Here is a 23,402-nt window from a genome sequence, read left to right on the forward strand (position 1 = left end):
AGAGGAGTCAGTCCGTAAGGGGTGACTCCTTTTTCTGTTTTTATTTATTCGATTCTGATTGGATAAATAAAATAAGATGTATATATTCGCTCCCTATAACTTAATAATGTGTTGTATGGTTAAGAAGTGGATATTCCCTTTATTGATTGGGGTTTGTTTAATCAATACGTCTATGGCACAAGAAAATCCGATTTTATTATTCCCAAAAGGGGCGCCGGGAGAAACTATTAAATTAATAGAGAAAGCTGATACGGACGGTGGAAAAACCGGTGGTGAGAGTGTTTTGCGTATTACGAATGTAAGTGAGCCAACGATTACTATATATCATGCTCCGGATGAAGTGGCCTCGGGTGCCGCTATGATTGTCTGTCCCGGTGGTGGTTACAATATTTTAGCTTATGATTTGGAAGGTGATGAAGTCTGTGAATGGCTTAATAATCTTGGAATAACTGCGGTCTTACTTAAATACCGGGTTCCAAGACGAGAAGGACTGGAAAAACACGAAGCTCCTTTGCAAGATGTACAGCGTGCGATTGGTTATGTTCGAGCGAACGCTGAGAACTTGAATATAGATCCAAAGCGGATCGGTGTGATGGGATTCTCGGCTGGTGGCCATTTGGCTGCCATGGTTAGCAATAATTTTTTGAAACGTACTTATCCGGCTATTGATGCTACGGATAAAGTAAGTTGTCGTCCGGATTATTGTTTATTGGTTTATCCTGCTTATTTAGATGGAGAGAACTTCCAATTGGCACCAGAGTTAAAGGTTTCATCTGCCACACCTCCAACCATGTTAATTCAAGCGGAAGATGATAAATCTTATATTAACAGTAGTATTTTCTATTATTATGCCTTAAAGGAAGCTGGTGTTCCGGCATGGATGCATTTATATAGTCAAGGTGGCCATGGATACGGGTTACGAGATACGGGAGCGTCTGTAAATGAATGGCCGGATCGGGCTGAAGATTGGTTTCGTGAGATCGGTCTAATCGAATAGAACTCCAGATATCTTTTCTGGAGACTTGCGGAGTAGATTCTAAAATCGATTGTGCAATTTATTTATTACTAGTTTATTATTGATGGTAAACGTAGTAAAAGCGTAGTCTAGGAAAGCGTGTTCTATAGCATATCGTATCTTTGAAGTAGTGAGTTTATTGCTGTTTTCTGTTATTCGGGCTTTTTTTGAAGTAAAAAAGCTAAGTTATGAAATTCCTTAAAAGTTCAGTTTTATTTATTTCAATGGCATGTATAGTGCCTGTTTGTTCGATAGCGAGAGAAAAAAGTGAGAGAATCACAAGAGCTGAGATTGAACAGAAAAGTGCGGATGAATTTATAAATGGTCTGATGAGTCGAATGACCGTTGATGAGAAAATTGGCCAATTGAATCTTCCTAGTTATGGAAACGTAATGCCAAATCCTAAAAAGAGTGAGATAGCCAGTCGTATTGTACGAGGAGAGGTTGGTGGTATATTTAATATATTCGGTGTCGATGCGATCCGGCAGTTACAAGAAGTCGCGGTTAAAGAAAGTCGGTTGGGGATTCCTATAATTGTTGGTGCTGATATTTGTAATGGTTATAAAACTGTTTTTCCCATTCCTCTAGGTCTTTCGTGTAGTTGGAAACCGGAGAATATAGAAGAGGTCGCTCGAATTTCCGCAAAGGAAGTTGGTGCTGATGGTATCTGTTGGACATATAGCCCGATGGTCGATATATCTCATGATGCCCGGTGGGGACGAGTAAAGGAAGGAGCGGGCGAGGATCCGTTTCTTGGAGGTATAATGGCTCAAGCATGGGTGCGTGGTTATCAAGGCAATGATTTATCGGCTGATACGACTCTTATGGCATGTGTAAAGCATTATGCGCTTTATGGAGCGGCCGAGGCTGGTCGGGATTATAATACGGTAGATATGAGCCGTGTGACTGCCATGAATTATTACATGCGTCCTTATCAGGCTGCTGTAGAAGCAGGAGTAGGAAGTATCATGACTTCATTCAACGAATTTGAAAGTATCCCCGCGACCGGAAATACTTGGCTTCTTAATGACGTGTTGCGTAAACAATGGGGATTTAACGGCTTTGTCGTGTCTGATTTTACGGCAATAGCGGAGATGGTAAACCATGGAATAGGTAATAGTCAGGAAGTCGGAGTCAAGGCGCTAAAGGCGGGTGTCGATATGGATATGATAGCGGACTGTTATCATGCCGTATTAAAGAAATCATTGGAAGAAGGGAAAATAACAGAGGCTGAGATTGACTCTGCTTGCCGGAGAATACTAATCGCAAAATACCAATTGGGATTGTTCCATGATCCATATAAATATTGTAATCCGAAAAGAGCCGCCAAAGAGTTCTTGTCGGTAAATAACGTATCCGCGGCCCGTCGTATTGCGGCGGAGTCTTTCGTGTTACTTAAAAATGACAATAATCTGCTTCCACTTAAAGGATGTCGTAAGGTCGCTGTAGTCGGTCCTTTAGCGGATAGCAAGGCGAATATGGCTGGATCGTGGAAATATGATGAGCAGACTAAATCTTATCATGGATTGGTAGAGGATTTACAGGAATCTTTGGGAAATGGAGTAGAGGTTGTTTTTGCAAAAGGCAGCAATCTAGTCGATGATTCCGTCTATGAAGCAAACTTTACGGATCAAAATCGTTCAACCCGGGATGATAGAAGCGATGAACAATTAATCGCCGAGGCCCTAAAAGTGGCGGAAGGCGCTGATGTGATTATCGCTGCTTTGGGTGAATCGATAGATATGAGTGGAGAAGGCGCTAGTAGAGCCATCCTTGAAATGCCGCAAACGCAGAAAAAATTACTGGATGCTATCCAAAAGACAGGAAAGCCGATCGTAATGGTACTTTTTACCGGAAGACCTTTGGCATTACAATCCGAGGAAAAGCAGGTGAATGCGATCTTGAACGTATGGTTCGGTGGTACGGAAGCAGGAGCGGCTATTGCCGATGTCTTGACCGGAAAGGTTTCTCCGACGGGGAAGTTAACCATGTCTTTTCCTCGTGTAACAGGCCAATGTCCGATCTATTACAATCATAAGATGACAGGACGTCCTATGTCTCCTGATGCTTGGTACACTCGTTATGTCTCCAATTATATAGATGTGTTAAATGAGCCTCTTTATCCATTTGGTTACGGTTTGAGTTATACGACTTATACGTATGGCGATGTATCTTTGAATACGAATTCTATGGATGCAAATGGAAAAATTCAAGCATCCGTGATTGTTACCAATACCGGGGCTCAGGATGGAGAGGAAATCGTACAGCTTTATTTACGTGATATCGTACGCAGCATAACCCCTCCGGTCCAAGAATTGAAAGGATTCAAGCGAGTTGCGTTAAAAGCGGGAGAAAGCAAGAAAGTAACCTTTGATATTGATGTGGATATGTTGAAATTCTACGATTCAACCTTAGATTATGTCGCTGAGCCGGGTGAGTTTCAGGTAATGATCGGTGGAAATAGTAAAGAGGTGAAAACAGCTTCGTTTACATTAAAATAATCCTAATCGGAAGGAATCAGTTATGGGTCTTTGCTAAATTCGAAATTATATGTATCTTTGCCAAAAGAAATATTACAAAACCATGGGGATGACCGGTTTTGAAAGACCTATCCGAAAAATCAAAGAAAATAAGAGTAAAGCAAAAGCTAAATAAAATACTAAATATTAGTGTTTTATAAGTAATATAAGAGCTAAACAGGAACAACGTGTTTTCCTTTGTTTAGCTCTTTTTTTTGTTACTTTTGTTACTCGTTTGTTACCCGTGAACGGAAATGTTACTTATCTTTACGGTGGGTAACAAATAAAGTAACGATATGGCAAAGCAAGTCAAAGTTAAAGAGCCGGTACGTATTCGTACAAAGAAACTGGCTAACGGGAATGAATCGATCTACCTGGATCTATACAAAGACGGTGATCGTGTGTACGAGTTTCTCAAACTCTATCTTATTCCGGAAAAATCAAAAGCAGATAAGGAAGCGAACCGTAAAACGTTAGAGTTAGCTAATGCGATCAAGGCTAAACGGATCGTAGAGTTGCAAAATAACGAACATGGCTTTAAAACAAATACTACCAGATCAAAGATGAATCTTATTCAATTTGTCTTACACTTGGCAGATGAACAACTAGCAAAATCGGGTAACAAGCGAAGTTATTATTATACGCTTCATTCACTTGCTAAGCATTTAGAGGCTTATGCTGGTGATAAAATCACCTTTACAAAGGTAAATACAGAGTTTGTTAAAGGGTTCATTGCTTATCTTCGTACTGCAATGAATTTTAACTATGAGAATAGTGAAAAGAAATCAAAATATGAAGTTCTTTCACAGAATACTCAACATAATCTATACAAAAAATTTGCTTGGGTAATTCGTAAAGCGATGCAAGCTGATATAATGGCGATTAATCCTCTTGATAAGATAGATAACACGGATAAACCTAAGCCGGAGGATGGGCAAAGGGAATTTTTAACGATTGAGGAAATAAAGAGGTTGATGAATACACCATGTGAAGATGATATGTTGAAATGCGCTTTTATCTTTTGCTGTTTAGTTGGGCTTCGTTACAGTGATGTGAAGAAGTTGGTCTGGAATGATTTGTATGAAGATAATGAAGGTGCCATTATCCTTCGGATTCGTGTGACTAAGACGAAACGTTGTGAGGACTTTCCTATAAGTAAAGAAGCTTTGAAATGGCTACCGGAAAGAATTGGCTCTGGTGATGAGAAAATTTTTAAATTGCCTAAAAATGATAATTCAAACCGGAAACTAAAACATTGGTGTACCTTGGCTGGTATAACAAAGAATGTCACTTTCCATGTGGCTCGGCATACAGCAGCAACATTGAATCTTAGTTTAGGTGTACCGATAGAAACAGTTAGTAAGCTATTAGGACATACTAAGATTAGTACAACTCAAATTTATGCAAAAGTTATTGACGCAAATAAAAAGGCTGCTGTTCATAAGCAAGACGGCGTATTTGATTGATCCTTAGTAAATAGAATAATAAGTATCTTAAACTAATCATACGATATGGGTATACAAGAAAGACCATTTGAAAATATTATAAGCATGAATAACTCATTATCAGGTGATCCTATTAATGAGTTAATAACACTAAATAAATTAGAGAGAAGTATTTATAGTGAAGGTCGAAAATTGGAAACTATTATCTTGTTATCTGGTATGACACCAAAAGATAGATGGATATACATTTCTCTTATTCTTGATGATTTGTTATATCAATATGATATCTCTTGTAGAAAGGTTAGAGGAATGAATGCTAATACTTTGTTATATAAAAGAGCTCTATTATTGAAGAAAGCAATCGTGGAAGTGATGGAAGTAACAAGCACACGATTAAAAATAGCATTTGATACTGGTTATATAAAAGAAAGAGAAGAAGGATATGCTACAACGGGGGCTGCCAGATGGGATGATTCAACCGATAAAAAATTAGATTTAGATATAGTAGAAAGCATGCGGTATTTTAATGATTTAATTTCGGGGAAGATTGATAGATATTTGGAAAATTGCAAAAGTCGGTTTACGAAAAAATATGACGATGATAAATTAAAAGCTATCTGGCTTCATTTGAAAGAGGAAAATTATATTAATAGTAATACAAGTTTAGATACGTTTCTTTATTTATTTGGGAATATCGATAATGTGCCTGAGCACTTTTATATTGAATGGTTAGTTTCATTGAAGGAATTGCATGTTCTTATAGATGTGTTTTGGAAGTCAGAGCGAAATAGGTGGAAAAAGGCAAGTGAAATATTTTTATATGGTGATAAATTTTTGAACTATAGAAGCTTAACTACTGCTGTCAGTAAGGAAGATGATATTGAAAATATAGAAAAAAAATTTGCATGTTGGTTAAAAGAGAAGTGACACTCTTTAGGTGATAGTAGGTGATTTTGGGTGATACTTTTTATTATCACCCTTTTTAGTTGTTTTTTAATATGATCTTTGTTGTGTCAATACTGAGTAGGTACATATTGACAATATGTGAATATGCTGAATCTACCTACATTCAGCATTAAGATATGATAATTAAAAACAAAAAAAATGGATTCGATTAAAAATATCTTAAAAAGAATAGAGTGTAATACTCTACTTGCGACAAAGACAGTACTAACTGTTGATGATGTAGCAACTCTTACTGGCTTAAGTAAGAGTCATATATACAAGCTTACATATAGTCATCAGATACCTCATTACAAACCATCTGGAAAGCAAGTCTATTTTGATCGCTCGGAGATTGAGGAGTGGCTTAAACGAAATCGTGTTGATTCGGTAGAAGAGATAGAGCAAGCCGCCATTAATCATGTTGTAATGAATAAAAAAGGAAGGGGGAGAGTATGAAAGATGAGATAGCTTCTAAAATCTATGTCAATCTATCAAGGGGTGAGAAAGGACATGATTCATGTACTGAATATAGTAGTATGTTGCATGATATGGTACATGGTCATATGTTATATGATACGGTTGACTTTGTTCTTAATCAGAAAGATGTTCCAGAAATAGATTTGTTAGCGGAAGTGTCGCCATATTTGATGAATAGAAGTGATTGTATTGGTAATGATGGCCTCCCTTATGTACGTGGGAAATATAAGGGGTATAATGTGTATGTAAATACTCATACTCTAAAAATCAATGCTTGTAGCTTATGTAAATATTACTACGGTACCAACATGCACGATTTCCCTTTAGAGGACGTACGGAAAGCCATTGGGAGGATAGGAGAGGATTTAAACATCCCTATGGATAAGGTCACTGTGACTAGAATGGATTCAGCAATGGATTTGGAGTTACAGCGGTCTCCAATAGAATATTTCAATCGGATGTTAGATTTACCTTATTTTAGGCGTCTTTCATATCCTACAGGAATTACGTTTCAAACAGCAGAGAAAGAACTTTCGTTTTACGATAAAGGAAAGGAACAGGGGAGTAATAATAAGAATATAGCTCGATGCGAGTTTCGGATAAAGAAAGTTAGGAGGTGCTTTGGGAGATCGGTTACTGCGTCAATGTTATATGATCCTAGCTTTTGGAATGATTTGCTGGATCGGTTCTTATCTTGTTATTCCAAAGTCAAGGTGAGTAAAGAGTCTTTACCGCTTGATAAGATAAATGGGATAAAGATTTTGAAAGATTGTGCCTTATGTGATTATGTTAATCGTAATGGATTTGATCCGTTGAGGTCTGGATTTAAGGCTCGTGTACGTGATGGAGAATTGGCGCAAAGAGCCTGCAAGTCTATTATAGAAAAGATCAAGAAGTGTTGTTTCTCTTCTCAAGGAAAAGACGTTGGGCCAGAGATAGAAGAATTTGATGTGAAATTCAGGTCATTTTTGAAGTTAAAGAGATTTGATTAAATATCATTGTTTTGCCCATATTTGAGACTTGCAACGTATCTAGTCTTAATTTTTTCCTAATAAAATGTAGGAAATAATACCCTTGTCGGGGATCTGTCAAATAAATTTAGAGAGGTGGGGGATATTTCCGGGGAGGTGGTATCTCTCACTTCTTTTGGTTTTAGAGGATATTGTTCTGTAAACGATTTCCCAAAAAAGAATCACGATAAAACGGAATTTAGAAAATGTTCGTTATATTTGCGTGAGGTAATCACTAAAAGATGAAACAACAGATAATTAATAAGCTAAGAGGCTTTTTCTCTTTGCAGCCAATAGAGAAAGCGTGGGTGTTTGGTTCCTGTTCACGTGGAGAGGAGACGAAGGATAGTGATATTGATATTCTGGTTCGTTTTGACTCCCACGCTCGTATTACATTATTCAAGTATGCGGGTATGGTGGAAGCTCTAAGCCAATTGTTGCATCGTAAGGTTGATTTGGTGGAGGAAGGACAATTGAAGGATTTCGCCGTTTCTTCTGTAGATCGGGATAAAATATTGGTATATGAGAGAGAAGCCTAAAGACGATACACGTCTACGGCATATGCTGGAGGCGATAAATAATGTCATTGAGTTCACGACAGATGTGACTTTTGAGGAGTATTCCAGGAACAAGATATTGCGTTTTGCGGTCATCAAGAATTTGGAGATTGTAGGGGAGGCGGCTTATTTGATTACAAAGGAATTCCGGGAGGAACATCAAGAGATCGCATGGAATGAGGTCATAGGCATGCGCCATGTGTTAGTGCATGGATATTATCAGATTCGGGATGAGATTGTGTGGGGAACCATTCAAACAGATCTATTTCCGCTTAAGGATAAGATAGAACGGTTGCTCTGTAAATAACTCAATGTATTGTTTTAGACAATAACCCTTTATTGGGGGGGATATCAAATAAATTTAGAGAGGTGGGGGATATTTCCGAGGAGGTGGTATCTTTCGCCTCTCTCATTTTTAATACGATCACTATCAACCAAGTTACCAATCTCGTACTTTTCGGCAAACTCTGCTATGCGATAGTGCATGTTGGCGTATAAGGCGTTTTTAAGCCCGTTTTAGGCTATATAACCCCGCCCCTATATTTCTCATGTGTTTTCTTGAAATGTTTTGTGAGTAGCTTTAAATAAGATTCTCTACGATTTTCTTTGCCCTTTGTTTTATATGTAATACATTTGCGATGTATTGAAAATAACGTAGAAGCGTTAAGATATTATCCTATCTCTGGAAACTGGACATTTTCATCACACGGGATAATAGCCAAGATGCTCCTGCGCTTATGTTGTTATATACTACCCTGTAAAGGAGAACTATATACCTCATAAAGCGTGGGGCTATTGTATATTATCGTGTGATGGGCAGTCCAGAGCCTCAGAGATAATAATATCAATAGTCCTCACGCTTCTTTTATTTAGAAACCACCGAACGAAGGGGACAGGGAGGAATTATTTATGTAGTATTATGATAAACAACTATCGATTGTTAATGCTAACAACTTTCCTTTTAATTTGTGTCAATGTTTTTTCACAAACTCCTTTTGATAAAGGCTTTCGAGAAGGATATGTTGATGGATACATGTATGCGGCATTCGAAAACAATGATTTGAATGCAATCAAGCCAATACCACCTATACCTCCATTACCTTCAATTCATGAATCCATTAATAGTTGGAGAAATGGATATGATCGTGGATATATTGCTGGCTATAAATCTTATAATAGTGCAGGATCCTCTAAAAATCCTAGTGCTGCGGGGAATCAGATTCTTCGTACCTATCCTAAATATAATGCACCAGACTTGGATTTGCTTATGGCTATAGCTATGGCCCAAGCCCAGAATGAGTCCAGTAATGCTAGACGTTATTATTACCGTCCTAGAAATCGCTCTCAAAGTCGCCCTAAAAGGACCAAGAAAAGGATTTTTTATATTGATTTTGCGTATTCGGTAAGTGGTATTTCTGGACCGGCTTGTAATTTGATATTAGATGGGCAGGTAAAAGAAGACTATTTTCTTTTAGGTGTTGGTGTTGGTATGGTTTATCAGAAAGATTGGGAACCTAAAAAGAAAGATTGGGTATGGTATCCTTCGTATGCGGAAAATCCGGATGATTTGATTTCTTTACCGCTTTTTGTGGATATGAGAAGTTACTTTTTGAAAAAACGTTTTTCTCCGTTTATAGCTCAAAAGGTTGGTTATGCTTTTGTTCTAGGAAGAGATTATAATATCTCGGGGTTCTATAGTGACACATCTGTTGGTTTTAGGTTTTTAACAAAAAGGTCTCGTGGTATAAGTTTATCTGCAGGATATACAATGCAAGGGACAAAAGACCAACGAAACATACAAGGATATGTACCTATGGAAGAAAGCTCAACATCGGGTATAAATATAAAACTTGGATTTGAGATATAGTAGAATAAAGAAATGCCTACTGCTTACACATTGAGCAAGAGTTCCGGTGTGTAAATGCTAATATATTTAACCCGTTGGCGGAATTAAGTAATAGAGTGGAGATCCCCGGTTGAATTGAATCCTACTATATTCAAGGATGATCTTTAGGGGGTATTTGGGGTACGAATGGCTTTATTTGGCGTGGATCGGGGCGGCACCAAAGGAGGAGGCTGCGAGTGGGTGCGGAAGACGGCGGCGGGGACACCAGCCCCGTTTTCTATTGTGGTGCTTGGCGATGAGGATATGAAACATAAGCCTATTCCTTGTGAATAAGGGGTGACAACTGATAAAGGGTATTATAGATCTGTCCTATATCGTGCCTTAGAGGGCAAAAGAAACGGTCTGAATACGAGATAACACTAATTAAAAGAAAGGAGTAAGGTCGTGAATATGGTAAAAACGAGGTTTTTGATCTTCTATTCGATAGTGTGTACTATGGTATTAAATAAGTTGTTCCTAATTTGAGGCGTTATGGTGTTTTTGGTGTTAGCTTGTATAAGTTTGATTATCTTTGAATTATCGTTTTTTATGATCCTTGCATTCAAGACAAGGCCGGAGCGATGGACATTTAAGTCTTTTTGTCTTTGGTTGGTTTCTTTGGTCTCGTGGTGTTGTTTTCCACCATTGTACGTGTGGATTGAGCGGAAGTGGCGGCAGGCTAGTCTAAGAAGGATGCTATTTGTGCTGTTATCCCCAGTCTCTTTTCTTTTCTTGGTGGATGCCTGTACGTTCGATCCGCATCGCTTCATCCATAGCCTTAATAGCCTGATAATAGATCTCAATGCTATTAATAGAGACTGGACAGGGATTGATACGCTGTTATCTCTAATCTCTCTTATTTATTTAGTATATATCTGTTCATTGGTATGTAAGTGCGTCAATAAGCCTTTCTATAACCGAAGAGATCTTTCAAGCAAGGTAGGGATAGGGGCAGCATACAAGATTGTAAATTCTCATGGCCGAAATGGGGATACGGATGAGGTTGACATTAGGTTTGATTCGGGTTGTGAAACGGAGAGTTCCAACAAAGGATGAAGACGAATCCCCCGGCTCATTGGAGTATATCGGAAGATGGTGATTTCCCATTCGATGAGAATTAGATGATGGAATTTACTTCTTTATGGATATAGATCCTAGAGAGAATAAGGCATATATGTGATATGGAGGGACTTCGATAATTGGAGTCGGAATGATTTTCGCCATACAAGATCCTTGGTGGTAGGTCGAAAATGAAACAAGTTACCGATGATAAATCGAGTTTTTTTGCAATCTTTGTGTTAAAGAATTTATGTATAGAGAGAAGTTAGCCATGATGAAAAATACTTACAGAACTATCTATGGAGCGATTGCTGGTGATATTATAGGTTCGATGTATGAGTTTCGTTCTGTCAAGAGCAAAGACTTCGAGTTGTTTCCGTATGGTGCCTGTTTTACAGACGATACGGTGATGACATTAGCTATCGCACGATGGCTAATGGAGGATGTCACCCGCTCAGAATACACGCTTGTAGACACTATGTGTGAATTTGGCAACCGTTATCCGGCTGTTGGCTACGGTGGCCTTTTCTGTAATTGGTTATGTAATGATCCAACCCCCTATAACTCATGGGGGAATGGTTCCGCTATGCGTGTTAGTGCGGTAGGTCTTGTTGCTAAGACTTTGGATGAATGCTTGCGCTTAGCGAAACAAACAGCCGCAGTATCACACAATCATCCGGAAGCTATAAAGGGAGCGCAGGCTGTAGCTGCAAGTATATTCATTGCGCTACATTGGACTGGGGAAATAGACGAATTAAAAGTACACATAAGAGATTTTGTTACCAATCAGTTCGAATATAACATGAACCGTACATTGAATGAGATTCGGCCCCGATATGAATTTGATGTATCTTGCCAAGGTAGCGTGCCTGAGGCTATCATCGCATTTTTAGAAGCCGATAGTTATGAAGATGCGATAAGAAATGCCGTGTCACTCGGTGGTGACGCTGATACGCAAGGTGCTATAGCTGGCGCAATAGCGGCTTGTGTTTATCCAATTCCTGAATACATTATTAAAGAGTGCCAGAAACGTTTATCCGATGATCTGTTGAAGGTCGTCATCCGTTTTGAGGATTATCTTGACAATGAATGGCAAAATAAGATTAGTTTACCCTGTTCGTGCTTGCAACCCAAGCGTGAAACGGTTGAGTCTGAGAAATATGTAGATATTATACGAGACAATATTGATTTGATACACAAATCAATTAAAATCGCAGTGGTGATGGTTGCATTTATATTGGTCAAAATATTATGGGTTTACTGGTCGTGTACTGATAATGGTACATGGGAGGATGAGAAGGGGGAACTCATTCAACGTCGGGATTTCCTGATCGATCGTGTAGTAACTTCACCACGTGCGTTGTTGTGTGAAATGCCAGAAGGAATTGGAACACAATTTCAAGGTGAGTGGGCGTTGTATTCTTGTTCAATGCTGGCGGCAGCCTTATTCAATATGTCGAAACTTTATCCCGAAACAAAAACAGAGAATCTAGAGAACATAGATAATCTTATTGAGATGGTACTTTCCTTTGAGTTGAGAAAATATGATGCTGAGCGTTGGGGCGAGGATCCTCTGGAAACATTGGATGGTGACAGGAGTCATATTTCATATATCAGTCATCTTGCGTGGATGATAAGCGAGTATAAGATGGCCGGAGGAAATGATAAATATAATAACTTGTTTGATGATCTTTGCGGAACTATGAATCGTCGGCTTCTTCGAAGTAAAAGTCTAAACTTACCAACATATCCAAGCGAATGTATATATGTCCCTGATATGCTTGTTGCGATTGTCGCACTGAATAATTACTCGAAATTAAACAAGGGAAAATATATTTCTACGGTACGTAAATGGGTACGAAAGGCTAAATCTGAATGGCTTGACAAAGAAACAGGCCTACTTGTCTCATTTTTGAGTGAGGATGGCATACCGTTTAAAGCCGCCCCGGTGAAAGGCTCGTACTCCGCATTAAACTGTCTATACCTCACGCAGATAGATTCAGTATTTGCAAGAGAGCAATATCATAGGCTCAAATCCCATTTTTTGCAATCAGGTTTATTGTCTGGTATACGGGAATATCATGATTATTCGTGTTGGTTGGGATTTGACATTGATGCAGGCCCGGTACTGTTCAACCTCAGTCCATCCGGAACAGCATTCGCTGTGGGGGCAGCAACATATTTCAATGACGTGAGAGTACGTAATAATTTCTTACGTACGGCGGAAATTGCAGGACATAGTGTGATGTGGAACAATACTCGACATTATTTACTAGCGGAAATAGCACTTGTTGGGGAATGTATCATGTTGGCAATGCGAACAACAACTCCATAGGAAAGAAATGGAACTTTATATGACCATGTGATTTAATTATAAGGGATAGCTGCCCTAAATAGAAATGTAAGTGTTATAGATCTATTTTATACAGAACCTTCGAGTGCAAAAGAATTGGATTGGATACGAGATTATGATAATTATAAAGAAGGAGTATGAATAAGGTAAAATAGTAGTTCTTAATTTGAGGCGTTATGATGTTTTTTTTATTAGTTAGTGTGATAGTTTGGGGTGGTGGGTTACTGGCTTTCATAATCCTTCTATTTTGGGCAAGGCCGGAGCGATGGACATTTAAGTCTTTTTGCCTTTGGTTGGCTACTTGGGTCTCATGGGGATGTTGTCCGCCTTTGTACGTGTGGATTGAGCGGAAATGGCGGCGGGCGAGTTGGAGAAGGTGTTCTTATGCGCTGTTATCCCCTATCTCTCTTATTAGCTTAATATATGTTTGCTCGTTTGTATCAGATATCGTCAATAAGCCGTATGGGAGCCGTATGGAGATCTCATACAAGGTAGGTGTAGGATTGCCAGCGTACGAGGTTATAGATCGCACCTATGGAAAAAAGTCGTTCACTTTGGACTATATTGATCGGATAGATATTAAGTTTGAACCGGGTCGTGAAACGGAGAGATTCTATTGGTGGATGAAGACGAATCCCCCGGCTCATTGGAGCATGTCGGAGGATGGTAGTTTTTACTTTAATGAGATTTCGGAAGATGGAACCTTCTTCACAATGCGTATAGATCCCCAGAAGGGTACGGCATGCATAGAATATGGAGCGTGGTAGATAACTGGGGTTCGATTGTTAGGGGGAGGCCTTGTACCTGTGGACGGCGGCGAGAGTCCTTTACCCCCCTTTGTTTTTCTTTTGGTGTTTGATTGTATAGGCTATAGTTACGTAATCGCTTAGCATTATATGTTGATTTATGTGTGTCTTTTGTATTATTGAGAATAATTCCTATCTTTGTACCAAAGAAAGCGATCATTTGAAGAATGAAGTTCTTTGATTTTGTTACCAGTTTGTTACCTATAACGGAAAATGTGTTCGCTTTCTTTTGATTTTTAATCAGTTATAAAACCATGGGGATGACCGGTTTTGACAGCGGGTAGAAGTGGTTTGTAAGCATGTAGTGCGTGGTTGGCTTGCACTTAAATCTCAGACAACGAACAATTAACTGGCGAAAATAATTACGCTCTCGCTGCTTAATCGAAGTATAGTAGATTCAAGCTTAATCCCTGCAAAAGTTGCGGGGACGTGACATCACCCGGATGCTGTGGCTCCGAAGCGTTCCGATCAGGTGGTGCAGCAATATCGGAGATAGTTTGAGATAAGCCTCGGGTCTCAGGCGAAACTTTAGAGGATAAGGGATGAGTGGGTGGCTTCGGTCTTGCTCTTCCCCGACAATGAAGGCGAAGATAAACATGTAGAAAGCAAATTAATTCCTCGTTTGGACGAGAGTTCGAATCTCTCCATCTCCACGGAATGAAAAAAGGTCTTACGGATTGCCCGTAAGGCCTTTTTTCATTCATTGTAAACCCATTTATAAGGAGGTGGCGGTACGTATGGACCAGCCTTTTGATGGGGTAATATATCAACCGATTTGACGATTACGTTATTACCTTTCTGGGTACAAACCAGACATTTTGAACGTAATTTCCTTTTAGCCATGTTGAAGACGATATTCGGATTGAAATGAACTCCGTTTATACGAGTCTCAAAATGTAAATGCTCGGTAGTAGCCCTGCCGGTACGTCCGGTTAAGGCGATCGGTTGTCCGGCGAGAACACGATCTCCGGGTTTAACCAAGTTCTTGGAGTTGTGGCTATAGATCGTTTCCAGTCCATTATAATGGCGGACAACGATAACGTTGCCATAGGCGGCGAATGGTTTCGCCATCCTGACAATACCATCGAAAGCAGACACGATCGTATCGTTGGCACAAGTTTTGATATCTACTCCGGAATGATGTCTTCTCCTTCCCCCGTAAGGAGAGATCACGTTTCCATTAGGAAGGGGAAATGCGTATTCCCCGGCGGGGATTAAGGATAAATCAATAATTTCCGTGTTATTCTCATCGAATAGCTTGGGGTCCTTGATCGCTATCTGGCTTTTATCACGGGGCGTAAAGGCTTCCGTGATATCTTTTCTAGGAGAATGGCAAACCGCTAGCTCCGGAGCTTCCGGCAACATGAAATTGAAATCCATGACAGGAAGAGGAATATTCGCCGTAGGGAAATCCATAGTCTTGGGAGGGGCCGGGCGTGGAGCAGGCTTTTGCGTACGGCAAGACGCAAATAAAATTAGCGTAAGAATGAGTATTCCATTGTGTATTTTAGATGCCATTAGATATTGTTTTACCACAAAAGTATAAAAAAGCCTCTTTCAATGACCTATATTTCCGATATGTTTATACTTCTTTTTATTCTTTGTGTTTTTTCTGATAGTTGAATTTGCCTACCTTTGTAAAGGTAAAATGGAGATATTATACGATGATTGAGGGGACTAGTTTGTCTCTTTGGTCAGGGAGGATGACGATATTGTATTTGCTGGTATTTCTCTAAACTGAAAACGACCAATTTAAAGTACACAGAGAAATAGACAATGCGAATACACCTGTATTAGGTGTGTTCCTTTGCCTTATTTCTGTTGTGTACAAGGCATTTGGTCGTGCCGCAGTTTGACGGGTTTAAGGTAAAGTGTAACACACCTTTTCTCAGATGTGGGTTTATTTATGAGATAAGATTACCTTAAAAACGGCTTTTGTATATGAAAGAACAAAAGGAGATACATATCGGTTCGTTAATAAAAGAGAAAATGGAAGAGCGGGGACTTTCGGTTTCCGATTTTGCCCATGCGTTGCATTATGAACGTACCAATATTTATAAGATATTTAAGCGAAGCAGTATTGATGTGGATTTGTTACTGCGTATATCGGAAGTCTTAGCCTATGATTTCTTGCGGGAGGTGTATTTAGCGGACGAACCCCGGCGATATTCAATCACTATAGAAGCGGACAAGGAAGATATAGAGGAGATCCGTAAATGGCTGTTAGAGAAAAGGCGTGAATAAGTTTCACGCTTTCGTGAAATAAGATCACGGTCGATATAAGACCGGTCACTTTGATTGTTTCTACATTTGACCGTCTCGATGTTTCATCATAACATTAGAGAAATAGGTTAAATCAAGGCCGTGCTCTTCTTGTTCCGTATGTGAATATAGGCAGGAAGAAAGCGGCCACTTTTTTCTTCTGTGTACGTGCACAATTCGATTATTTCCTTTATATTTGTCGATAAACAACGAATTGTTAACATTTCTAATATGAAAGTTCTAAAGACCGCCCTGCTATTCCTGATGTGCGTATCTTTCTCCTTCTCCTGTAAGGAAGGGGTAAAGGAAGTAAGGGTGCTGAAACTGGCGCACGGATTGCCCCCCAGCCATTCCGTCCATTTGGGATTGCTCTATATGAACGAGCGTCTGAAAGAGTTGTCCGGAGGAAAGATGAGCATGGACATTTATTCTTCCGCTCAATTGGGGTCTGAAAATCAATGTATAGAGTTGCTTCAAATAGGAAGTCTCGATATCACGAAAGTTTCCTCCGCCGCATTGGAAGGATTTGCCGATCCGTTTAAGGTATTTGGCATACCTTATCTATTCCGTTCCCGTGAGCAGTTTTTCGAGGTGTTGGATGGTTCGGTAGGTAAACAGATATTGGGATCAACGGAACCTTATTGGTTTAGGGGACTCGCTTATTTTGACTCGGGGGCCCGTAGCTTTTATACGGTAAACAAGCAGATTCGTACTCCCGAGGATCTGAAAGGACTGAAGATCCGTGTGCAAAAGAGCCCGATAGCCGTGGAGATGATGAAGACATTCGGTGGTTCGGCTACTCCCGTGGATTGGGGTGAATTGTATACGGCCTTACAAAGTAATGTCGTGGATGGGGCCGAGAATAATACGCCTTCCGTGACGACGGCGTTCCATCATGAGGTCGTAAAGTTCTATTCGGTCAATGAGCATACGATGTGTCCGGATGTGATCATTATTAGCTTGGCTACTTGGCAGAAGCTGACGGAACAAGAACGTAATTGGTTGCGACAAGCCGCTGATGCCGCAGCTATTTATCAACGGAAACTTTGGGCGGAGCAAGAGAAGCAATCGCTTGAGGAGATGGAAGCGCATGGCGTAGAGATTATTTACCCGGATAAGCAGCCGTTTATGGATGCCGCCGCCCCGATGATCGAGCGGTTTAAGAATGATCCGGTTTTTCATGATTTAATCGATCAAATACAGAATACCCATGAGAAAGATAATTGATAAAGGATTGGAGCTATCGTTGATTTTCTTGATGGCTTTCTTGGTCGTGGATGTGTTATGGCAGGTATTAAGCCGGTATATTCTGGTTTCCCCGAGTTCCGTGACGGATGAATTGGCCGGATATTTATTGATCTGGGTGGGATTGCTGGGGGCCGCTTATGTATCCGGTAAAAATGAGCATCTAGCGATCGATTTATTACTTCAACATATACGTCCTTCCCGCAGGAAGCTCTTGCGATTGTTTATCTTCTTGATCGTATTTTTATTCGCTGTATTTGTATTGATCGTAGGTGGGACTTGGCTGGTATACACTCGTTTTCATTTGGGAGTTACTTCGGCTTCCTTAGAGATTAATTTAGGATATGTGTATTTGGCATTGCCGCTAGGAGGATTGCTTACCGCTTATTATGCGATAGATAACACAATCGCCTTATTTCGTTCCTCTAATTCTTAAAAGACTGATGATATGGATATTATAGGTATACTCGTATTAGTGATAAGTTTCTTTTTCCTGCTGGTGGCCGGGGTTCCGGTAGCGTATAGCATCGGTGTGGCGGGTGTATTGACGATGCTCGTGAATATAGACTCGCTTCCCGCCCTCACGACTTACGCGATGCGTATGGCTTCGGGTCTGGACAGTTTCGCTCTGTTGGCGATCCCGTTTTTTATATTGGCGGGGAATATCATGAATAGCGGAGGTATCGCCTTGCGCTTGATCGATTTCGCTAAAGTGCTGGTCGGACGGTTGCCCGGAGGACTGGCGGTAGTCAATGTCGTGGCGAATATGTTATTCGGGGCGATCAGTGGCTCTGCCGCCGCCGCTGCCTCTGCTATCGGGAGTATTATGACACCGGAGATGAAAAAGGCCGGTTACGATCCGAATTTCAGTGCCGCCGTAAATATCTCTTCCGCCACTACCGGCATGACGATACCTCCGAGTAATGTCTTGATCGTTTACTCCTTGGCGAGTGGTGGAGTCTCTGTATCCGCCTTGTTTATGGCTGGTTATCTACCGGGAATTCTTACGGGAGTGGCGATCATGATCGTAGCCGCTATGTTTGCCGCACGAAAGGGGTATCCGGTTGGCGTACGTGTTCCGTTCTCGGAGGCGACAAGGGTATTTTTCAGGGCGATCCCTAGTTTGATGCTATTGGTGATCGTGATCGGAGGAATCTTGGCGGGACTGTTTACGGCGACCGAGGCTTCGGCGATCGCTGTATTGTATGCGTTAATCCTCTCTTTTATCTATAAAGAACTTACTTGGGCTAAATTGCCGCAAGTGTTATTGCGATCGGCCAAGACTACGGCTATCGTCCTTCTTTTGGTGGCGACTTGTACGGGCTTGTCTTGGATCATGAGCTATGAGAATATTCCTCAAACGGTAAGTGCCGCTCTGCTGAGCATAAGCGACAATCCGGTGGTCATCTTGATACTTATAAACGTGATCCTATTGATTGTCGGGATCTTTATGGACATGACGCCCGCTGTCTTGATCTTTACCCCGATCTTCCTGCCGATAGCGACGGGGCAATTGGGGATGGACCCGGTACATTTCGGGATCATGATGGTGTTGAACCTTTGTGTGGGATTGTGTACGCCACCGGTGGGTTCGGTATTGTTTATCGGATGTAGCGTGGCGGGGACAAAGATTGATCAAGTGATCCGTCCGTTGCTGCCGATGTTCGCGGCGATGGTTATCGTCTTGTTCTTGGTGGCGTTCTTGCCGGATTTAAGCTTATTGATTCCCCGGTTGTTCGGTTTGTGATGTTCCCCCATAGGGTCGAGGTAGCCTTGTGCTATAAATAGGGCAGTACTCTGTACGAAGTATTCCAGTACTTACGTGCTGAGTACCGCAATACTTCGTGCAGAGTACTGTAGTACTTCAGCCACAGTACTGCGGTACTTCGTACACAGTACTGTGCTAACTGTAAGACGCTGTCTTTTTAATGTCCTTTGAACAGGGATAAGGCGATACCCATCTCCAATCCCCGTAGCTCGGCCAGACCCCGTAAACGTCCGATGCAGGAGTAGCCCGGGTTGGTTTTCTTCTTTAGGTCGTCTATCATTTGATGTCCATGATCCGGTCGCATGGCGATGGAGCATTGGCGGCGTTGCTGCAATTCAAGGAAGGCTTTCATGACACCATACATGTCCACATCGCCCTCCAGATGGTTCGCCTCGAAAAAATTACCCTCCGAGTCTCGTTGCGTGCTGCGGAAATGAACGAAATCGATCCGATCCCCGTAACGTTCCATGATCCCGGCCAAGTCGTTATCACTTCTGACACCGAAAGAACCTGTGCATAGGCAAAGCCCGTTGCTAGGATTCGGCACGGCCTCTATTAACTTCCGGAAATCATCTTCCGTGCTCAAGATACGGGGAAGCCCGAGAATGGAATAGGGGGGATCATCCGGATGGATAACGAGCTTGACACCGGCCTCGTCCGCCACGGGAGCTATTTCCCGTAAGAAATAGATCAGGTTCGAGCGAAGTCTCTCCGCGTCGATATCTTTATAACGGTCTAACGCTTCCCTAAACTGCTCGATCGTAAAAGTCTCTTCCGAGCCGGGTAGTCCGGCGATCATATTGCGAACCAACAGCTGGCGGTCTTCCTCGCTCATAGCGTCATAGCGTGCCTTGGCTTTCGCCTTGTCCGCCTCCGTATATTCGGCTTCCGCCGCCGGTCGTTTCAATATAAATAAGTCGAACGCCATAAAAGCCGCGCGTTCAAAGCGCAAGGCTTTGGAGCCATCCGGCATCGTATAAGCCAAATCGGTACGAGTCCAGTCCAATACCGGCATGAAGTTGTAAGTAACTACCCGGATATCGCAAGCTCCCAGATTACGGATGCTTTGTTTGTAGTTCTCTATATAGGTTTGAAAATCCCCGGTTTGCGTCTTGATATGCTCGTGTACGGGCACACTCTCAACCACACTCCACCGTAATCCGGCGGATTCGATCAAGGCTTTCCGCTTTTGAATCTCTTCCGTAGTCCAAACTTCCCCGTTCGGGATATGGTGCAACGCATTTACGATACCGGTGGCACCCGCCTGACGGATGTCCCAAAGGCTGACAGGATCATTCGGTCCGTACCAACGCCAAGTTTGCTCACATAGATACATAATGAATAATTTTTAAATTTATCAATGTGCCAATATGCCAATGCGGTTTGATGCATGGCTGGTTGGCACATTATTTAGATGGAGAAAGCGTCGAAACCTCCGTCTATGGGGATCACGGTACCGGTTACGAATGCGGAGGCGTCGCTCGCCAGCCATTGTAAAGTACCGAGTAACTCCTCCGGTTTTCCTAAGCGGCGGAACGGCGTGTGCGCGACGATCGTGTTGCAACGATCACTAGGTGATCCATCCGGATTGCTCATCAATGCCCGGTTCTGCTCGGTAAGGAAGAATCCCGGTGCCATGGCGTTCACTCGCAGGCCCTCTCCGAATTTAATCGCCAGCTCCCCGGCCATGTATTGCGTGAAATTGTTGATAGCGGCTTTTGCGCATCCATAGCCAACCACACGAGTCAATGGGCGTAGGGATGATTCGGACGAGATGTTAATAATGCTTCCTTTCCCTTGTCCCACCATGACCTCGGCGAAAACCATTGTCGGCAGTACGGTCCCGAATAAGTTCAGGTCTACGACTGTCCGGAAAGCATCGATATCCAGATCAAAGATCGTCTTGTCGGGAGGAATCGTCGCTCCGGCTTGGTTGCCACCCGCCAAATTGACTAAAACATCAATCTTCCCATATGCTTTCAATATCTCTTGTTTGTTTTGCTCCAGCAAGGCTTTATCCAATACGTTTGAAACCAAGAATAAGGCCTCGCCCCCTTCCGCTTTAATTTCATTGACCAAGGCAGATCCTTTTTGCTCGTTTCGTCCGAGGATTACGACGTACGCGCCTTCTCTCGCCAAGTGCTTGGCCATGCAGGCTCCTAATATACCATAGCCTCCGGTCAACAAAATCACTTTCTCTTTTACGCTAAATAAGGAGTTCATCAGATATAATTATTGTAGTATTGTATATTTTCCTTTACCAAGATATCGATCGGCATATAATTGACAGGCTCAATTTTCTCCTTAAGGATCAGATGCCTGAAGAGTGCCTTGATACAATGATATCCTTGTACCTCCGGTCGTTGGGCGATCAAATGCGTGATCAAGCCGTTTTCCAGATAACGGACGTTCGGTTCTATCACGTCGTAGCCAAGAAGCTTGAAAGGATAGTCCGGCCGTTCGCTACTTAGATAATCTCCAAGGAAATGGGCCCTCGAATTAAAGATGATACCGATTCTTACTTGAGGATATTTCTCGAAGAAAGTATTCAGTAGCCTCTTATTCTCCTCCTTATCATCTGCGTGCACATGCAGCAAATGAATCTTTCCCTTGAATGGGGTGTTGGCGAGATAATCCCGGAATCCTTCCTCTCGTTTCTGCACTTGCGTAGAACATGAATCCCCTTTACGGGTGAAACGGAAAATCACTAGATCGTCCCCTTGACGGATTTGCTCGAATAAAAGGCGTCCCGCTATATAACCCGAATCATATGAATGCGTTCCGTAATAAGAGATACAATTCGTGTGATCGATAAAAGAATCGATCAATATATAAGGAATACCTTTCTGGTCTAGCCGCTGGGTCAAGGTCAAGACACTTTGCTTAAATAATGTAGCGATGATAACCCCTTGGCAATCCGCGGTCTCAATCTTCGGGATTAATTCGTCGAAACTGTTGCTGTCGTATTGGTCAAAATAGATTTGCTCGACATCGATATTATAGCTAAACAATTCCCGTTTTGCTTTCTCGATCCCTTGGCTTAGTTTCGCCCAATATTCCCCTTCATGGAAAGAAGGGATCAAGGCGATGAAATGATATTTTTTCTTCAACGCTAAAGAACGGGCTATCAGATTTGGTTGATAGTCAATTTCTTTTAAGATTTTCTCCACCTTTTTCCGTGCGTCCTCCGATACCTTTCCCCGCTCATGTAAAATGCGGTCTACCGTACCGGTCGATACGCCGGATAATTCGGCGATATCTTTTATCCTGTAATTTTTATTCATGGTATAGATTGTAGTGTGTATTCGTCCTCTCTGTTTATTCGAGTATTTGAAGAGGTGTGTTCAATTTACGGAAAACGTAGCCATACATCATATAGATAAGAGGAACGGCGACGAAAATTCCGATACCGAACAAAATACATCCTAATATCAGGATCCCGATCATTACCAACGCCAGAATGAACAGAGGCAATGCTTGTCCTTTCGTTATCTCCCAGCTTTTATGCAAAGACTCGATAATCCCGGCGTTTTCCTCGATAATAAAGGCTTGGAAGAACTGAAGGCGCAATGCCAGATAAATACCGGGGATGATAAAAAATAAGAAACCCGCCAATACGACAAATCCCGTGATAAGACTCGCTAGAAAGTAGGTGATGATATTCTTTGTCTGTTGTCCATATGCGGAAAACTGAGGTTCTTCCCCATCCAACGCCTGAAATATATTTTTCATATATCCTAAGGAGAAAATAATGGAGAATAACGCGCTGATCACGTTTACGATGATTTTACCGATAATAGAACTTTGCATGGGCATAGCGAACGCTGTCAGCGTGAAAGACAAGATACAATATCCGATTAATAATCCGGCTAATATCCATAGCTGCGACTTCGTTCCCTTCCATGCGGTACTGAATACTTCTGATATTATAAATTTAGGCTCCATAATATATAATATTTGTTTATTGTGTGTGGACACAAATGTAAAATATATTGTTGAAAAAAACAATTTTATTTTCGTTTGAAACCAAAATAGATGTATTTCAACAGGTGCTTC

General features: G+C 41.5%; 21 protein-coding genes and 1 other RNA gene. 17 read left to right on the forward strand and 5 right to left on the reverse strand.

Annotation, left to right across the window (positions count from 1 at the left end):
• Positions 1 to 115 precede the first annotated feature (115 nt).
• The 13 genes from QVP94_RS17095 to ssrA all read left to right on the forward strand — a co-directional run bounded on the left by QVP94_RS17095 (position 116) and on the right by ssrA (position 14,727).
• Positions 116 to 997, forward strand: a complete 882-nt coding sequence (locus QVP94_RS17095) for an alpha/beta hydrolase (protein WP_005865072.1) — start codon at positions 116 to 118, stop codon at positions 995 to 997.
• Between the two features lie 206 nt (positions 998 to 1,203).
• Entirely contained in the window at positions 1,204 to 3,516 is a 2,313-nt protein-coding gene (bglX, locus tag QVP94_RS17100; protein WP_022193076.1) for a beta-glucosidase BglX, read from the forward strand.
• A gap of 314 nt (positions 3,517 to 3,830) precedes the next feature.
• The gene (locus QVP94_RS17105) at positions 3,831 to 5,000 is read left to right on the forward strand and encodes a site-specific integrase (RefSeq protein ID WP_009276233.1); all 1,170 of its coding nucleotides are present in this window, start codon (positions 3,831 to 3,833) and stop codon (positions 4,998 to 5,000) included.
• A gap of 45 nt (positions 5,001 to 5,045) precedes the next feature.
• Positions 5,046 to 5,906: a hypothetical protein gene (locus tag QVP94_RS17110; RefSeq protein ID WP_022193078.1), complete on the forward strand. Its 861-nt coding sequence runs from the start codon at positions 5,046 to 5,048 to the stop codon at positions 5,904 to 5,906.
• 177 nt (positions 5,907 to 6,083) lie between these two features.
• On the forward strand, positions 6,084 to 6,380 hold the full coding sequence (locus QVP94_RS17115) for a helix-turn-helix transcriptional regulator (RefSeq protein ID WP_009276235.1): 297 nt from the start codon (positions 6,084 to 6,086) through the stop codon (positions 6,378 to 6,380).
• Positions 6,377 to 7,393 carry a hypothetical protein gene (locus QVP94_RS17120; protein WP_022193079.1) on the forward strand — a complete coding sequence of 339 codons (1,017 nt, stop codon included), beginning with the start codon at positions 6,377 to 6,379 and terminating at the stop codon, positions 7,391 to 7,393. Before QVP94_RS17115 ends, QVP94_RS17120 begins: the two co-directional genes overlap by 4 nt.
• 260 nt (positions 7,394 to 7,653) lie before the next feature.
• Entirely contained in the window at positions 7,654 to 7,950 is a 297-nt protein-coding gene (locus QVP94_RS17125; RefSeq protein WP_005865085.1) for a nucleotidyltransferase family protein, read from the forward strand.
• On the forward strand, positions 7,934 to 8,275 hold the full coding sequence (locus tag QVP94_RS17130; protein ID WP_008779412.1) for a HepT-like ribonuclease domain-containing protein: 342 nt from the start codon (positions 7,934 to 7,936) through the stop codon (positions 8,273 to 8,275). Before QVP94_RS17125 ends, QVP94_RS17130 begins: the two co-directional genes overlap by 17 nt.
• A gap of 612 nt (positions 8,276 to 8,887) precedes the next feature.
• Complete coding sequence (locus tag QVP94_RS17135; protein WP_128865751.1) at positions 8,888 to 9,835, forward strand: hypothetical protein; 948 nt, start codon at positions 8,888 to 8,890, stop codon at positions 9,833 to 9,835.
• A 510-nt stretch (positions 9,836 to 10,345) separates the two neighbouring features.
• Positions 10,346 to 10,909 (forward strand): hypothetical protein, encoded by a 564-nt coding sequence (locus QVP94_RS19365; RefSeq protein ID WP_022193081.1) that lies wholly within the window; start codon positions 10,346 to 10,348, stop codon positions 10,907 to 10,909.
• 253 nt (positions 10,910 to 11,162) lie between these two features.
• Positions 11,163 to 13,247, forward strand: coding sequence for an ADP-ribosylglycohydrolase family protein (locus QVP94_RS17140; protein WP_022193082.1), 2,085 nt, complete (start codon positions 11,163 to 11,165; stop codon positions 13,245 to 13,247).
• Positions 13,248 to 13,738: 491 nt separating this feature from the next.
• On the forward strand, positions 13,739 to 14,032 hold the full coding sequence (locus QVP94_RS17145; RefSeq protein ID WP_229099613.1) for a hypothetical protein: 294 nt from the start codon (positions 13,739 to 13,741) through the stop codon (positions 14,030 to 14,032).
• A gap of 295 nt (positions 14,033 to 14,327) precedes the next feature.
• Positions 14,328 to 14,727: a transfer-messenger RNA gene (gene ssrA, locus QVP94_RS17150) on the forward strand.
• Between the two features lie 40 nt (positions 14,728 to 14,767).
• Here ssrA and QVP94_RS17155 read toward each other — a convergent pair.
• Positions 14,768 to 15,589 carry a M23 family metallopeptidase gene (locus QVP94_RS17155; protein WP_008780862.1) on the reverse strand — a complete coding sequence of 274 codons (822 nt, stop codon included), beginning with the start codon at positions 15,587 to 15,589 and terminating at the stop codon, positions 14,768 to 14,770.
• A 423-nt stretch (positions 15,590 to 16,012) separates the two neighbouring features.
• On the opposite strand from QVP94_RS17155, the gene QVP94_RS17160 reads away from it, so the two are divergent.
• From QVP94_RS17160 to QVP94_RS17175, 4 genes are all read left to right on the forward strand, one after another.
• Positions 16,013 to 16,315, forward strand: coding sequence for a helix-turn-helix transcriptional regulator (locus tag QVP94_RS17160; RefSeq protein WP_005865121.1), 303 nt, complete (start codon positions 16,013 to 16,015; stop codon positions 16,313 to 16,315).
• Between the two features lie 249 nt (positions 16,316 to 16,564).
• Positions 16,565 to 17,560: a TRAP transporter substrate-binding protein gene (locus QVP94_RS17165; protein ID WP_022193083.1), complete on the forward strand. Its 996-nt coding sequence runs from the start codon at positions 16,565 to 16,567 to the stop codon at positions 17,558 to 17,560.
• A complete protein-coding gene (locus QVP94_RS17170; protein WP_005855379.1) occupies positions 17,544 to 18,014 on the forward strand; it encodes a TRAP transporter small permease in 471 nt (156 codons plus the stop codon). Before QVP94_RS17165 ends, QVP94_RS17170 begins: the two co-directional genes overlap by 17 nt.
• A gap of 12 nt (positions 18,015 to 18,026) precedes the next feature.
• The gene (locus tag QVP94_RS17175) at positions 18,027 to 19,325 is read left to right on the forward strand and encodes a TRAP transporter large permease (RefSeq protein WP_008771618.1); all 1,299 of its coding nucleotides are present in this window, start codon (positions 18,027 to 18,029) and stop codon (positions 19,323 to 19,325) included.
• Positions 19,326 to 19,503: 178 nt separating this feature from the next.
• Here the strand turns inward: QVP94_RS17175 and uxuA are convergent, their stop codons facing one another.
• From uxuA to QVP94_RS17195, 4 genes are all read right to left on the reverse strand, one after another.
• Positions 19,504 to 20,682, reverse strand: a complete 1,179-nt coding sequence (uxuA, locus tag QVP94_RS17180; protein ID WP_005865129.1) for a mannonate dehydratase — start codon at positions 20,680 to 20,682, stop codon at positions 19,504 to 19,506.
• 74 nt (positions 20,683 to 20,756) lie between these two features.
• Positions 20,757 to 21,569, reverse strand: coding sequence for an SDR family oxidoreductase (locus tag QVP94_RS17185; RefSeq protein ID WP_005855387.1), 813 nt, complete (start codon positions 21,567 to 21,569; stop codon positions 20,757 to 20,759).
• Complete coding sequence (locus QVP94_RS17190) at positions 21,569 to 22,630, reverse strand: LacI family DNA-binding transcriptional regulator (protein WP_011965983.1); 1,062 nt, start codon at positions 22,628 to 22,630, stop codon at positions 21,569 to 21,571. The genes QVP94_RS17185 and QVP94_RS17190 overlap by 1 nt, the downstream gene beginning before the upstream one ends.
• A gap of 34 nt (positions 22,631 to 22,664) precedes the next feature.
• Entirely contained in the window at positions 22,665 to 23,291 is a 627-nt protein-coding gene (locus tag QVP94_RS17195; RefSeq protein ID WP_005855391.1) for a DUF7847 domain-containing protein, read from the reverse strand.
• Positions 23,292 to 23,402 lie beyond the last annotated feature (111 nt).

It is taken from the genome of Parabacteroides sp. CAG:2 (genome assembly GCF_000436315.1).
GTDB classification, from domain to species: Bacteria; Bacteroidota; Bacteroidia; order Bacteroidales; family Tannerellaceae; genus Parabacteroides; species Parabacteroides distasonis.

What these genes read in the sequence shown, in the direction of transcription:
- QVP94_RS17160 (WP_005865121.1), top strand. Translation starts at nt 16,013, where the DNA reads ATGAAAGAACAAAAGGAGATACATATCGGTTCGTTAATAAAAGAGAAA.
- QVP94_RS17145 (WP_229099613.1), top strand. Translation starts at nt 13,739, where the DNA reads ATGGAGATCTCATACAAGGTAGGTGTAGGATTGCCAGCGTACGAGGTT.
- QVP94_RS17130 (WP_008779412.1), top strand. Translation starts at nt 7,934, where the DNA reads ATGAGAGAGAAGCCTAAAGACGATACACGTCTACGGCATATGCTGGAG.
- QVP94_RS17110 (WP_022193078.1), top strand. Translation starts at nt 5,046, where the DNA reads ATGGGTATACAAGAAAGACCATTTGAAAATATTATAAGCATGAATAAC.
- uxuA (WP_005865129.1), bottom strand. Translation starts at nt 20,682, where the DNA reads ATGTATCTATGTGAGCAAACTTGGCGTTGGTACGGACCGAATGATCCT.
- QVP94_RS17115 (WP_009276235.1), top strand. Translation starts at nt 6,084, where the DNA reads ATGGATTCGATTAAAAATATCTTAAAAAGAATAGAGTGTAATACTCTA.
- QVP94_RS17175 (WP_008771618.1), top strand. Translation starts at nt 18,027, where the DNA reads ATGGATATTATAGGTATACTCGTATTAGTGATAAGTTTCTTTTTCCTG.
- QVP94_RS17135 (WP_128865751.1), top strand. Translation starts at nt 8,888, where the DNA reads ATGATAAACAACTATCGATTGTTAATGCTAACAACTTTCCTTTTAATT.
- QVP94_RS17165 (WP_022193083.1), top strand. Translation starts at nt 16,565, where the DNA reads ATGAAAGTTCTAAAGACCGCCCTGCTATTCCTGATGTGCGTATCTTTC.
- QVP94_RS17125 (WP_005865085.1), top strand. Translation starts at nt 7,654, where the DNA reads ATGAAACAACAGATAATTAATAAGCTAAGAGGCTTTTTCTCTTTGCAG.
- QVP94_RS17170 (WP_005855379.1), top strand. Translation starts at nt 17,544, where the DNA reads ATGAGAAAGATAATTGATAAAGGATTGGAGCTATCGTTGATTTTCTTG.
- QVP94_RS17195 (WP_005855391.1), bottom strand. Translation starts at nt 23,291, where the DNA reads ATGGAGCCTAAATTTATAATATCAGAAGTATTCAGTACCGCATGGAAG.
- QVP94_RS17105 (WP_009276233.1), top strand. Translation starts at nt 3,831, where the DNA reads ATGGCAAAGCAAGTCAAAGTTAAAGAGCCGGTACGTATTCGTACAAAG.
- QVP94_RS17185 (WP_005855387.1), bottom strand. Translation starts at nt 21,569, where the DNA reads ATGAACTCCTTATTTAGCGTAAAAGAGAAAGTGATTTTGTTGACCGGA.
- QVP94_RS17140 (WP_022193082.1), top strand. Translation starts at nt 11,163, where the DNA reads ATGTATAGAGAGAAGTTAGCCATGATGAAAAATACTTACAGAACTATC.
- QVP94_RS17120 (WP_022193079.1), top strand. Translation starts at nt 6,377, where the DNA reads ATGAAAGATGAGATAGCTTCTAAAATCTATGTCAATCTATCAAGGGGT.
- QVP94_RS17190 (WP_011965983.1), bottom strand. Translation starts at nt 22,630, where the DNA reads ATGAATAAAAATTACAGGATAAAAGATATCGCCGAATTATCCGGCGTA.
- bglX (WP_022193076.1), top strand. Translation starts at nt 1,204, where the DNA reads ATGAAATTCCTTAAAAGTTCAGTTTTATTTATTTCAATGGCATGTATA.
- QVP94_RS19365 (WP_022193081.1), top strand. Translation starts at nt 10,346, where the DNA reads ATGGTGTTTTTGGTGTTAGCTTGTATAAGTTTGATTATCTTTGAATTA.
- QVP94_RS17155 (WP_008780862.1), bottom strand. Translation starts at nt 15,589, where the DNA reads ATGGCATCTAAAATACACAATGGAATACTCATTCTTACGCTAATTTTA.
- QVP94_RS17095 (WP_005865072.1), top strand. Translation starts at nt 116, where the DNA reads ATGGTTAAGAAGTGGATATTCCCTTTATTGATTGGGGTTTGTTTAATC.